Below are 12,193 nucleotides of genomic sequence, written 5' to 3'. Positions count from 1 at the left end.
GTCCCGCTACTCGGGGAACTCCCCGTCCACGTACATCCAGGCCCCGCCCACCCGCTCGAACCGGCTGCGCTCGTGCAGCGTCCCGCCCCGGTAGGAGGCCCGGAACTCCACGACGCCGGACGTGTGGAACGCGGTGCCGTCGGACGTGGCGAGGATCTCCAGACCCGTCCACCGCATCCCGGGGTCCAGCTCCAGCCGCTCCGGCCGCGTCCGTGGATGCCAGGTCCGCAGCAGATAGGGCACGTTCCCCCGGACGAACGCGCTGTAGCGCGAACGCATCAGCGCCTCGGCGGTGGGGGCGGCCATGCCGCCGTCCGCGTGGCAGCGCCCGCAGCACGCCTCGTACGACGAGGGCAGACCGCACGGGCAGCCGGCGGGCACAGAGACGGCGGCGGAGGCGCGCTGCCGCGGACGGGCGGTACGTCGGACCATGCCCCCATTGTGCCCGCCCCCTCGCCCCGGAGGGACGCGGGGAAGTGCGACCGGCCCCACCGATCCCCACCGGCCCTCACCGGCCCGCGGGGGCGACCCCGGACGGATCGCGTCGCCGCGTCCCGGCGGAGCGCTACGCGCCCCGGACCGCCGTCAGCACCGGCAGCGGGGGCAGCGCCGTCCCGTACACCCAGGCCTCGAACAGGTCGTCCAGCAGGGCGTCCACCGGCTCCGGAGCGAACCGGGCCACATGCGCGGTGAGCGTCGACGTCGTCACCGCCCCGCCCCGGTGCAGGGACAGCCAGGCGCGCAGCATCCGGAAGAACGCCTCGTCGCCCAGCGCGCAGCGCACCGCGTGCACGGTGAGGCCGCCGCGCTCGTAGAGGCGGTCGTCGAACATCGACTTGCGGCCCGGGTCGGCCAGGCGCAGATCCTGCGGCTGCCCCGACAGCGACCGGTGCGCCACGGCGGCCAGTTGCTGTGCGCTGCGGCCTCCCGACCGCTCCGACCACAGCCACTCCGCGTACTTGGCGAACCCCTCGTTCAGCCAGATGTGCCGCCAGTCGGCGATCGACACGCTGTTGCCGAACCACTGGTGCGCCAGCTCGTGCGCCACCAGCCGCTCCGAACCCCGCGCCCCGTCCACGTGGTTGGCGCCGAACAGCGACAACCCCTGGGCCTCGACGGGGACGTCGAGCTCCTCCTCCGTCACCACCACCGCGTACTCGTCGAACGGGTAGGGCCCGAAGAGCTGTTGGAAGAGATGCATCATCCCGGGCTGGCGCGCGAAGTCCCGCGAGAACTCCGCCAGCAGATGCGCCGGGATGTGGCCGTGCTGCGGCACCCCGCCGAGCCCCGGATCGCCCAGCAGCACGGTCTGGTACTCGCCGATGGACAGGCCCACCAGATAGCTCGACGTCGGCGCCGACTGCTCGTAGACCCAGGTCGTCGTCGAGGCCTTCGCCGTCCGGGTGAGCAGCCGCCCGCCCGCCACCACCGAGTACGCGGACGGCGTCGTGACCGATATCAGATACGACGCCTTGTCCGCGGGCCGGTCGTTGCACGGGTACCAGGACGGCGCGCCCACGGGCTGGCTCGCCACCAGCGCCCCGTCGTCCAGCTCCTCCCAGCCGATGCCGCCCCACGGACTGTTCACCGGCTTGGGATTGCCCGACCAGTGCACCTCCACGGTGAAGGCCGCCCCGGCGCGGATCGGCTTGGCCGGGCGGATGCGCAGCCGGCCGCCCCGATGCGTGTAGTGCGGCTGCCGGCCGTCCACCCGCACCCGGCCGATCTTGAAGTCGGCCAGGTTCAGCTGGAACTCGGCCAGCGGCGTACGCCCCGCGATCGCGTTGATCCGCGCCGCGCCCGACAGCCGGTTGGGGCCGGGCCGGTAGTCCAGCGTGAGCTCGTAACGGTGCACCCGGTACCGGGAGTCACCGTTGGCCGGGAAATACGGATCCGGCCCGACCGTCTGCTGAACTGCCACGTCCCCGTCCGCTCCCTGACCTGTGCTCGAACCACCCATCGCCGGTACACCGCTCACCGACTCCGAGTAGCCCCTCCTCAGGGACGCCATGCCTCGATCGGGTTGCCGAGCCAGCGGGTGTCGTCCGGAACGGACTCCGCGGCCATGACGAGCGACGCGGGGCCCAGGGTCGTCCGGGCCCCGATCGTGCTGCCGGGCAGCACGATCCCGCCAGGGCCCAGCGTGGCGCCCTCACGGAGGACCACAGTATCCGTCCGCAAGATCCGGTCGTGGAAGAGGTGAGTCTGCAGCACGCACCCACGGTTGACCGTCGCACCGTCCTCCAGCGTGACCAGGTCCGACTCGGGCAGCCAGTAGCTCTCCACCCACACGCCCCGGCCGATCCGCGCTCCGAGGCCGCGCAGCCACGCCGTCATCACGGGCGTCCCCGGCACCGCGCCCGCCAGCCACGGCACGGCCACCACCTCGACGAACGTGTCCGCCAGCTCGTTGCGCCAGACGAAACCGCTCCACAGCGGGTGCTCCCCGGCACGGTGCCGGCCGACCAGCAGCCACTTGGCGACGACGGACACGGCCGCCGCCGCGAATCCCGCACCCAGCAGCACCACGCCCGACAGCAGCGGCGCCCACACCCCCAGCGCGCACAGCGCGGCCACCGTGGCCACGCCCAGCGCGGTCGAGCACAGCACCGGCACGATCCTGCACAGCTCCACCAGCGCCCGCGCCCACAGCAGCCGCGCGGGCGGCTCGTAGGTGAGGCTGTCGTCGCCGTCCGCCGTGTGCCGCGGCAGCTTCACCGGCGGCAGCCCCAGGTACGAGGTGCCCTTCTTCGCCTTCTTCGGCGTCGCCGAGAGCACGCCCACCAGCCCGCCGTCCGGCACCGACCTGCCGGGCGCGGTCATCCCCGAGTTCCCGAGGAACGCCCGCCGCCCGATCTCCGCGCGCCCGACGCGCACCCAGCCGCCGCCCAGCTCGTACGGTGCGGTCAGCGTGTCGTCGGCCAGGAACGCGCCCTCGCCGACCGTCGTCAGACTCGGCAGGGCCAGCACCGTCGACACCTCGGCGCCCCGCCCGATCCGCATGCCCAGCAGCCGCAGCCACACCGGCGTGACCAGCCCGGCGTACAGGGGGAACAGCGTCTCGCGCGCCCGGTCCATCAGCTGGGTGACCGTCCAGGCCTGCCAGCCGACCCGCCCGTGCGCCGGGTGCGTGCCCTCCCGCAGCCCCAGGCTCAGCAGCCGGACGGCGACCAGCACCAGCAGCGCGTACGCCGCCCCGTAGGCCAGCGTGGCGGGCACGAGCGCGACGGCCGCACCCCGCATGGCCGCTCCCAGCCCGTCGCCGGGCGTCACGAAGAGCGAGGCCACCAGCAGTGCCGCCGCGCCCGACAGCACGGGAAGCAGCGTCAGCCCGAGCCCCGAGACGCCGTACATCGCCCGCCAGTAGCGGCTCTGCGGCGGCCGCTCCTTGGGCCAGTTGCGCTTGGCCTTGCCGACCTTGGCCGCGGGCGCGCCCGCCCACCGCTGCCCGGTCGGGATCTGGCCGGTGACCGCCGAGCCCGGCGCCACCTCGGCCCGCTTGCCGACGCGCGCGCCCGGGAAGAGCGTGCTGCGCGTGCCGACGACCGCGTGCGCGCCCACCTTCACCGTGCCGATCTCCAGCCGGTCGCCGTCCAGCCAGTAGCCGGACAGGTCCACCTCGGACTCCACGGCCGCGCCCCGGCCCAGCTTCAGCAGTCCGGTGACCGGCGGCAGCGCGTGGAGGTCGACGTCGGGGCCGACCTTCGCGCCCAGCGCCCGGGCGTACCGCTGCAGCCACGCCCCGGTCAGCGAAGTGGCCCCGCTGAAGTCGGCCAGCCGCTCCGCCGCCCACAGCCGCACATGCACCGAGCCGCCCCGCGGATGGCGGCCGGGCCGCACGCCCCGCAGCAGCAGCCGCGCCCCGCCCGCACCGAGCGCGAGCCGTCCCGGCGGGCTGAAGAACAGCAGGGCTCCGGCGGCCACCAGCCACCACGGGGCGGTGGGCAGCCAGCCGTAGGCGGGCAGCAGATCGCCCAGCGCGGTCAGCGCGACCGTCCAGCGCAGCCCGAGCAGGGTGAACAGGGGCAGGAGCAGCAGGAGCTGGAGGAACTGCGTCCGCTTCGGCACGGGCGCGATCGTGCGGGTGCCGACGTCGTCCTGCGCCGAGGCCTCCAGCCGCCGGGCCAGCTTGCGCAGGGTCGGCCGCTGGTAGACGTCCAGCACCGCGGCGCCGGGATAGCGGGTGCGCAGCCGGGTGGTGAGCTGGGCCGCGCCCAGACTGCTGCCGCCGATCGCGAAGAAGTCGTCGGAGGCGGAGGCCACCGGGATGCCCAGCACCTCCGTCCACTGCTCGGCGAGCCAGGCCTCGGTGCCGTACAGCTGCTCGGCGCGGCCGCCGGTCTCCAGCCCCTCCAGGGGCCAGGGCAGCGCGTTGCGGTCGACCTTCCCCGACGTGCGCGTCGGCAGATCCCGCACCGGCGCCAGCAGCGGAACCAGGGCCGCGGGCAGCTCGGCGCGCAGCCGCTCCACCGCCGCCGTCTGGTCCCAGCCGTCCTGGGTGACGACGTACCCGACGAGCAGCTGGTTGCCGCTGCGCGCGGTCCGTACCGCCGCGGCCGCGCCCGCCACGCCCGGCAGGGCCTGCAACGCCGCGTCCACCTCGCCCAGCTCGATGCGGCGTCCGCCGAGCTTGATCTGCTCGTCGGCCCGGCCGAGGAAGACGAGCCCCTCGGCGTCCGCGCGCACCAGGTCGCCGCTGCGGTACGCCCGCTCCCAGCCCAGCGACTTCAGCGGCGCGTACTTCTCCGCGTCCTTCTCGGCGTCGAGGTACCGCGCGAGCCCGACTCCGCCGATCACGAGCTGTCCGCTGCCGCCCAGGGGCACGGGTTCCCCGGCCTCGTCCACGACCGCCAGCTCCCAGCCCCTGAGCGGCAGCCCGATCCGGATCGGCTCCTCGCCCGACATCAGCGAGGCGCAGGCGACGACGGTCGCCTCGGTCGGACCGTAGGTGTTCCAGACCTCCCGACCCTCCGTGACGAGGCGCTGCACCAGCTCCGGCGGGCAGGCCTCACCGCCGAAGATCAGCAGGCGGACGTCGTTGAGGGTCTCGGGCTCCCAGAGCGAGGCCAGCGTCGGCACCGTGGAGACCACCGTGATCTCCTGCTCGACCAGCCAGGGCCCCAGATCGGCGCCGCTGCGGACCTGGGAGCGGGGGACGGGCACCAGACAGGCGCCGTACCGCCAGGCGAGCCACATCTCCTCGCACGAGGCGTCGAAGGCCACCGACAGCCCGGCCATGACCCGGTCGCCCGGCCCGATGGGCTCCTCGGCGAGGAACAGGGCGGCCTCGGCGTCCACGAAGGCGGCGGCGCTGCGGTGGCTGACGGCGACGCCCTTGGGTCTGCCGGTGGAGCCGGACGTGAAGATGATCCAGGCGTCGTGCTCGGGACCGGGGCGCGCGGCGGGGGCCGTCGGGGACGTGCCGTGGACGGTGATCCCGTGCCCGGCGCCGACGACGGCCCGCACCTCGGCCTCGCCGAACACCAGCTCGGCCCGCTCGTCGGGGTCCTCGGCGTCCACCGGGACGTAGGCCGCGCCGACGGCGAGGACGGACAGGATCGCCACGTAGAGATCGTTGGTGCCGGACGGGACGCGCACGCCCACCCGGTCGCCGAGCCCGACCCCGGCGGCGGCGAGCCGGCGCCGGAGGTTCTCCACCTCGACGGCCAGGGCGCGGTAGGTCAGGCAGACGACGCCGTCGTCCAGAGCCGGCTCGTCCGGGAACGACCGCACCGTCGCGTCGAGGACGTCGACCAGGGTGCGGGGGGAGGCGGCGGGGCCGCCGGAGAAGCGGGCGGTGTCGCCGAGTTGTGCGCGGAGTTCTTCGTCGAGCAGGCCGAGAGCACTGCTCTCGTGTGTGGCTGCCATCGGTCCTCGCGTCTCGATCCCGGAAGCCTCCGGGGCGCCGGCGGGCCCGCAGGTCTGCCTGGGGTTGTCCGGTCCAGCTCCGTAACAAGCCGGATATTTTAGTACGACGCTAGGCACGCCCGCCGGTGACGGCCACCCGGGACGGCCGTCCGGGGATCCGGGGAAGATCATCGACACGCCGCTGACCTGGGCGGTCACGGCGAGGGGGAGACTTGCCCCACATCAAGGGAAACCACCGCCCTGTGGCCCCGATGTCCTTTTTCGGCATGCCGTCACCGAACGCCGGAGAGGGTGGTCCCGACCGGGACCACCCTCTCTGGTTTCTGTGTCCGAGGGGGGACTTGAACCCCCACGCCCGATAAAGGGCACTAGCACCTCAAGCTAGCGCGTCTGCCATTCCGCCACCCGGACAAGGTGTCTGTCGTGCGGGGTTTACCCCGCGGCGACGTCGTAAACATTACCAGGCTTTCCGGGGTGCCCGATCACGGGAGGCCGACCGCCCGGCGTCCGGTCCGGCGTGAACTGCGTGTGACGGGCCGGGACCCGTCTTGGGCCGGGGCCCGGGGGAGGGGAGGATGAGGGAGACCCACCAGCAGCGACAGCGGGAGGAACCAGCGTGAGCGCGACGGACGACACGGCCAGGGGCGTCACCGGCGAGGACGAGGTCGTGGACCTCTGCCGCGAGCTGATCCGGATCGACACCAGCAACTACGGCGACCACTCGGGGCCGGGTGAACGCAAGGCGGCCGAATGGGTCGCCGAGAAGCTCGCCGAGGTGGGCCTCGAACCGGAGATCTTCGAGTCCCACCCGGGCCGCGCCTCCACGGTGGCCCGCATCGCCGGCGAGGACCCCTCGAGGCCCGCACTGCTCATCCACGGCCACCTCGACGTCGTCCCGGCCAACGCGGCCGACTGGACGCACCACCCCTTCTCGGGCGAGGTCGCCGACGGCTGCGTGTGGGGCCGGGGCGCGGTCGACATGAAGGACATGGACGCGATGACGCTGGCCGTCGTCCGCGACCGGCTGCGGTCCGGGCGCAGGCCCCCGCGTGACATCGTGCTGGCGTTCCTGGCCGACGAGGAGGCCGGCGGCGTCTATGGCGCCCGCCACCTCGTCGACAACCACCGCCACCTGTTCGACGGCGTCACCGAGGCGATCAGCGAGGTGGGCGGGTTCTCGTTCACGGTGAGCGAGGAGCGGCGGCTCTACCTCATCCAGACGGCCGAGAAGGGCATGCAGTGGATGAAGCTGACCGTGGCCGGCACCGCCGGGCACGGCTCGATGATCCACCGGGACAACGCCATCACCGAGCTGTCCGAGGCCGTCGCGCGGCTCGGCCGGCACACCTTCCCCGTGCGGGTCACCAAGACGACCCGGGCCTTCCTCGACGAGCTCGGCGACGCGCTGGGCACCGAGCTGGACCCCGAGGACATGCAGTCGACCCTGGTCCGGCTCGGCGGCATCGCCAAGCTGATCGGCGCGACGCTGAGCAACACCGCCAACCCGACCCAGCTGGGCGCCGGCTACAAGGTCAACGTCATCCCCGGCGAGGCCACCGCGCACGTCGACGGGCGGTTCCTGCCGGGGCACCAGGAGGAGTTCCTGGCCGACCTCGACCGGATCCTCGGCCCGAACGTGCGCCGCGAGGACGTGCACTCCGACAAGGCCCTGGAGACGTCCTTCGACGGAGCGCTGGTCGAGGCGATGCAGTCCTCGCTGCTCGCCGAGGACCCGACGGCGAAGGCCGTCCCCTACATGCTCTCCGGCGGCACCGACGCCAAGTCCTTCGACGATCTCGGCATCCGCGGGTTCGGTTTCGCCCCGCTCAAGCTGCCGCCTGAGCTCGACTTCGCCGGGATGTTCCACGGAGTCGACGAGCGGGTGCCGGTGGACGGGCTGAAGTTCGGGGTGCGCGTGCTGGACCGCTTCATCGACGCGTCCTGAAATGTCCCGGTGAAACGAGCTTTCGCCGGGCGGAGAAAAATCGACCGTCTGTACGGACGCGACTGGGAAGAGTGAATGCGCCGATAAGCGCGTAGCCCCATTAATTCCGCCTCGTTACTGGTGACATGCGATCCGCTGCTTGGGGTCGCTTTGCCAACTAGGAGGAATAATGATCAAGAAGGTCGTCGCTGCTGCGGCTGCCACTGGTGGGCTGGTTCTCGCGGGAGCGGGCCTCGCCGTCGCCGACGCGGGCGCCCAGGGTGCCGCGGTGGGCTCCCCGGGTGTGGTGTCCGGCAACGTCATCCAGGTTCCCGTGCACGTCCCGGTGAACGTCTGCGGCAACACGATCTCGGTGATCGGGCTGCTGAACCCCGCCTTCGGCAACACCTGCGTCAACGACTGACGTCGACCCGCTGAGGGGTCGTCCACACCGTCGGCCCCGGAGCGCACCCCATGCGCTCCGGGGCCGACCGGTCTTTTCCCGAAGGAAAGGCCGAAGACTTCGAAAATCCCGGATAAATCGAACAGCTGCAATGATGCGAGCAATTCGGGACGCGGACGGAATGGAAAGCAGGGATTCAGCAATGCGACAGGTCACCCGCAAAAGCCTCATGACCGTGGCGGCGGCAACGGGGGTGATCGCCGCCGCCGGCGGCTACGCCCACGCCGACTCCGGCGCGAACGGCTACGCCACCGACTCGCCCGGCGTCCTGTCGGGCAACTCGGTGCAGGCGCCGATCAACGTTCCCGTCAACGTGTGCGGCAACACCGTCGACGTCGTCGGGGCGCTCAACCCGACCTTCGGCAACTCCTGCGTCAACAAGGGCGGCGGTGCTCCGTCGCGCGGATACGGTGAGCAGCGGGGCGGCGGCAGCCACGCCGGGAACCACGGCGGGAACCACAACGGCGGCCACGGCGGCGGTCACAACGGCGGCCACGGCGGTTCCGGCGCGCACGGCGGGTCCGGGGGCGCGCAGGCGGGCGGCCACACCGGCGGATCGCCCGGCGTCGGCTCCGGCAACCACGTCCAGGCGCCGGTCGACGTGCCGGTGAACGTGTGCGGCAACAGCGCCGACGTCGTCGGGATCCTCAACCCGAGCTTCGGCAACGACTGCGCCAACGACAGCGGCTCCAGCATGCACACGCCGCCGTCGCGCGGCCACGAGACCCCGGGCAAGCCCGGTGGCCACGACCACGGCACCCCGGGCGACCACGGCCAGTCCAGCCCGTCCCGTCCCGGCGGCGTGCCCTCCACCTCGCATCACATGACGCCGGTCGGCGCCTCCGCCGTCCACCGGCCCGCCGCCCACGCCGCGCAGCTCGCGCACACGGGCAGCGAGATGCCGATGGGCCTCGTCCTGCCGGTCGGCGCGGGCGCGCTGCTGGCGGGCGCGGTGCTCTACCGCAAGGCGCGTCCCTCCGCGTAAGCGCGAAGGGCGCCCACAACGGAGCGGGCCCCGCCTCGGCGGGGCCCGCTCCGTTTTCCGTCTCTCACCTCACCACGTGGCACGCACCTGGCGGATGATCCGCCGGCGCAACCGCACCCGGCGGCTGCCGTCACGCAGCAGGCTCAGGCGGTCCAACTCCCAGTGTCCGTACTCGGCATGGTCGGTCAGCAGTCGCGTCGCCTCCTTGCGGGAGACCCCGCGCGGCACGTAGACGTCGACGAATTCGTATTCCGGCATCGCATCTATTGTGCGGGCTGGGGCCCGGTACGGATAGCGTCTGCACTATGTCTGATGCTGCGCAGCCCACCGCTGCCGAGGTACGCGCCGCCGCCGAGGCGGTCAAGACCGCGCTCGACCGCCACCTGGCCGCGGTCGAACGCAGGACGGGAGAGGACGACCCGGCTGTCAACGAGGCGTTCAACGAGCTGGCCGCGGCCGCCGAGGTGTACGACGAACTGCTCTACGACCGGTACGACGAGGTCACGCCCTTCGAGATTCCTGGCGCGGAGGACTCCCTGCCGCCCTACGAGGGACCCGAGGAGCCGAACGGGCTGAGCGTGCTGATCCGCCGCGACTACGCCGTCGCCGAGCCGCAGCGGTTGCTGGCGCAGGCGCAGCGGGTGGAGGCGGCGGACGGCGACGCGGCGGGGACCGAGGTCGCGAGCACCGTGCACGGGGCTCTGGGCGTCCTGTTCGGCGAGTTCGAAGCGGACGAGATCGCCTCCCGGCACAAGGAGTTCGGCCTGGAGGAGGGCGACTCCACGCTGTGGGTGCTGGCCGCCGACGAACCGGCCGAGCCGGGGGAGTGGCTGGAGGCGCCGTTCGACGACGTCGACGCCGGGCGGGTGGTCTGCCGCTTCGACGTGAGCTCGGTCTTCGACGAGCTCGACGACGACGCCGACGACGATCTCGCGGACGACATCGAGGACGAGGAGCTGGAGACGCTGGACGCGGACCGCTAGCCCACGGACCACGGCCGGCGGCGGCCGGCGCCGAAGCCCGGTCGCCCGCGCCTGACGGACGGGCGACCGGTGCCCGACCACCGGCGGTCGGGGACCGGAGCCCGGTGTCGTCCGCGTGCGGACGGCCGTCGGACGGCGGCAGGACTGCGGTAGGACGGAGGCGGTCGCGGAGGGGGAGACCCGTTCGCGACCGCCTCCGTTCGTGCTACTCCGCCGCCGGGAGCTGTGCGCGCAGCAGTACCGGCAGCCGGGTCGTGCGCGGTTTCGCGGGGACCCCGGCGACCGCTCGGGGCAGGGCCTGCTCCACTCCGTGCACCACGGACAGATGGCGCTCCGCCCGGCCGAAGGCCGTGTACACCCAGGGGCGGGACAGGGCCTGCGCCGCGTCCCCGGGCAGCACCACGACCGCCGCCGGCCATCGGCTGCCCACCGCCTGGTGCGCGGTGAGCGCCCAGCCGTGGCGCACGGTCTGCTCCACCCGCTCCCTCGGGACGACGACGGAGACGTCCGCGCAGGTCAGGTGCAGCCCGTCCGCGTCGGCCGTCACCACCCGGCCCGCCACCGTGCGGCCCGGCGCGGGGGAGTAGGCGATCCGGTCGCCGGGGTCGAAGCCGCCGAAGCGGCCGGGGCCGGGATTGAGCCGTTCCTTCAGCGCGGCGTTCAGCGCGCGCGTACCGGCCGCGCCCCCGTGACCCGGGGTGATCACCACCGCTTCGTCGGACGTGATCCCGAAGGCCCGCGGCACCGAGTCGGCGAGCAGCTGCACGGTCCGGTGGACGGCCTCGCCCGCGTCGCGCACCGGCACGATCACGATCTCCTTGCCCGGTGCGTCGACCTGGTTCAGCTCGCCGACGCCGACCCCGGACACCAGCTCGCCGAGCGGACCCGGGTCGGGGGTGCGCGAGGCGATCTGCGGGCAGGCGCGCGCCGCGAGCAGGTCGGCGAAGACCCGGCCGGGCCCCGCCGACCACAGCACCGCCGGATCGCCGCTGAGCACCAGCCGCGCCCCGTCCGGCAGGGACTCGGCCAGCATGGCGGCGCTCTCCACGTCCAGTTGCGGCGCGTCGAGCACGATCAGCAGGTCGAGCGCGAAGGCCCCGTCGCCGTCCCGTCCGGGACCCTCGGCGCCGGAGAGGAGACCGGGGACGGTCACGACCGTGCCGTCAGCGGCCCGCTCGCCGAGGAGCTCCGTGAACGCGCGCCGGCCGTCCGGGGTGTGACAGGCGGCGACGGCGCGCAGCCCCAGCTCCCGCGCCGCGGCGAGCAGCGCGGCGGGTTCGGCGCGGGCGGCCTCGCCCCCGGTGTGCAGCACCAGGCCGTGCCCGGCGACGGCGCGGACCAGCTCGGCGGCGCTGCCGGACGCGGCCGCGGCCACGGGCTCCCACGGCGCGGACGCCTCCTTGGCCAGGGAGTTGACGACCCGGGCCAGCGCGTCGGCGAGGCTCTCCTCGGCGAGCGCGTACCGCTCCAGGCCGACCAGGACACGGACCGGCCGGGCCGCTTCCTCCTCGCCCTCGTCGCCCGTCTCGGCGTCGGCCGTCGGCCGGCCCCCCGCGGGCGCGTCGAGGGCGTCCTGGAAGACGAGAGCCTCTCCCTCCGCCAGGGCGCCCTGCACCGCCGCGTCGGCGTCCGGCACGGCCTGGCGGGCGAGAGCGGCGGTGAGCGTGGGCAGCTCCAGGGCGGTGTGCCCGGCCAGCGCCGCCTGCTCCAGCAGCCAGACGGTCATCGCACGGCCGCGCCGTTCGTCGTCGGGGGCGCACTCCGGGCCGAGCAGTGCCCGCGCGAACCCGTCCGCCTGTTCGGGGCGCACACCGGGGACGCGCAGCAACTGCCAGGGATCCTCGCGCAGGACGTCCTCGGCGCCCTCGCCGAGCACGGCGGCGGCCTGCGGCGCGAGCGCCTCGGGTGCGCCGCCGCCGGCCAGCACGCGCCGTACGCCCTCGACGGCGTCCGCCGCGGGAGCCGGTGGC

Annotated in this window: 9 protein-coding genes and 1 tRNA gene; 4 read left to right on the top strand and 6 right to left on the bottom strand. The window is 73.7% G+C overall.

From position 1 onward, the window contains the following. Window positions 1–6 precede the first annotated feature (6 nt). The 4 genes from BG482_RS36560 to BG482_RS36545 form a co-directional block, all read right to left on the bottom strand. Window positions 7–432, bottom strand: coding sequence for a YchJ family protein (locus tag BG482_RS36560; RefSeq protein WP_079142599.1), 426 nt, complete (start codon window positions 430–432; stop codon window positions 7–9). A gap of 133 nt (window positions 433–565) precedes the next feature. Continuing rightward, window positions 566–1,921, bottom strand: a complete 1,356-nt coding sequence (locus BG482_RS36555) for a M1 family metallopeptidase (RefSeq protein WP_069773522.1) — start codon at window positions 1,919–1,921, stop codon at window positions 566–568. Window positions 1,922–1,998: 77 nt separating this feature from the next. Then, window positions 1,999–5,868 (bottom strand): Pls/PosA family non-ribosomal peptide synthetase, encoded by a 3,870-nt coding sequence (locus tag BG482_RS36550; protein ID WP_069773521.1) that lies wholly within the window; start codon window positions 5,866–5,868, stop codon window positions 1,999–2,001. Window positions 5,869–6,194: 326 nt separating this feature from the next. Continuing rightward, window positions 6,195–6,279: transfer RNA gene (locus tag BG482_RS36545), tRNA-Leu, on the bottom strand. A 205-nt stretch (window positions 6,280–6,484) separates the two neighbouring features. Between BG482_RS36545 and BG482_RS36540 the strand changes: the two genes are divergently transcribed. From BG482_RS36540 to BG482_RS45865, 3 genes are all read left to right on the top strand, one after another. Further along, window positions 6,485–7,813 carry a M20/M25/M40 family metallo-hydrolase gene (locus BG482_RS36540; protein ID WP_069773520.1) on the top strand — a complete coding sequence of 443 codons (1,329 nt, stop codon included), beginning with the start codon at window positions 6,485–6,487 and terminating at the stop codon, window positions 7,811–7,813. Window positions 7,814–7,982: 169 nt separating this feature from the next. Further along, window positions 7,983–8,216 (top strand): chaplin ChpH, encoded by a 234-nt coding sequence (gene chpH, locus BG482_RS36535; RefSeq protein ID WP_069773519.1) that lies wholly within the window; start codon window positions 7,983–7,985, stop codon window positions 8,214–8,216. Window positions 8,217–8,397: 181 nt separating this feature from the next. Then, complete coding sequence (locus BG482_RS45865) at window positions 8,398–9,240, top strand: chaplin (RefSeq protein ID WP_069773518.1); 843 nt, start codon at window positions 8,398–8,400, stop codon at window positions 9,238–9,240. 69 nt (window positions 9,241–9,309) lie between these two features. On the opposite strand, the gene BG482_RS36525 is transcribed toward BG482_RS45865, so the two are convergent. Continuing rightward, the gene (locus BG482_RS36525; protein WP_014671721.1) at window positions 9,310–9,498 is read right to left on the bottom strand and encodes a DUF5703 family protein; all 189 of its coding nucleotides are present in this window, start codon (window positions 9,496–9,498) and stop codon (window positions 9,310–9,312) included. 47 nt (window positions 9,499–9,545) lie between these two features. On the opposite strand from BG482_RS36525, the gene BG482_RS36520 reads away from it, so the two are divergent. Then, window positions 9,546–10,223: a hypothetical protein gene (locus BG482_RS36520; RefSeq protein ID WP_069773517.1), complete on the top strand. Its 678-nt coding sequence runs from the start codon at window positions 9,546–9,548 to the stop codon at window positions 10,221–10,223. A 205-nt stretch (window positions 10,224–10,428) separates the two neighbouring features. Here BG482_RS36520 and BG482_RS36515 read toward each other — a convergent pair. Beyond that, the coding region (locus BG482_RS36515) for an ATP-dependent RecD-like DNA helicase (RefSeq protein ID WP_069773516.1) at window positions 10,429–12,193 on the bottom strand (1,765 nt) is incomplete at its 5' end.

Source organism: Streptomyces sp. LUP30 (assembly GCF_001746365.1).
Classification (GTDB): domain Bacteria; phylum Actinomycetota; class Actinomycetes; order Streptomycetales; family Streptomycetaceae; genus Streptomyces.
This window is presented reverse-complemented; position numbering and strand designations above follow the sequence as displayed.

What these genes read in the sequence shown, in the direction of transcription:
- BG482_RS36520 (WP_069773517.1), top strand. Translation starts at nt 9,546, where the DNA reads ATGTCTGATGCTGCGCAGCCCACCGCTGCCGAGGTACGCGCCGCCGCC.
- BG482_RS36550 (WP_069773521.1), bottom strand. Translation starts at nt 5,868, where the DNA reads ATGGCAGCCACACACGAGAGCAGTGCTCTCGGCCTGCTCGACGAAGAA.
- BG482_RS45865 (WP_069773518.1), top strand. Translation starts at nt 8,398, where the DNA reads ATGCGACAGGTCACCCGCAAAAGCCTCATGACCGTGGCGGCGGCAACG.
- BG482_RS36525 (WP_014671721.1), bottom strand. Translation starts at nt 9,498, where the DNA reads ATGCCGGAATACGAATTCGTCGACGTCTACGTGCCGCGCGGGGTCTCC.
- BG482_RS36560 (WP_079142599.1), bottom strand. Translation starts at nt 432, where the DNA reads ATGGTCCGACGTACCGCCCGTCCGCGGCAGCGCGCCTCCGCCGCCGTC.
- chpH (WP_069773519.1), top strand. Translation starts at nt 7,983, where the DNA reads ATGATCAAGAAGGTCGTCGCTGCTGCGGCTGCCACTGGTGGGCTGGTT.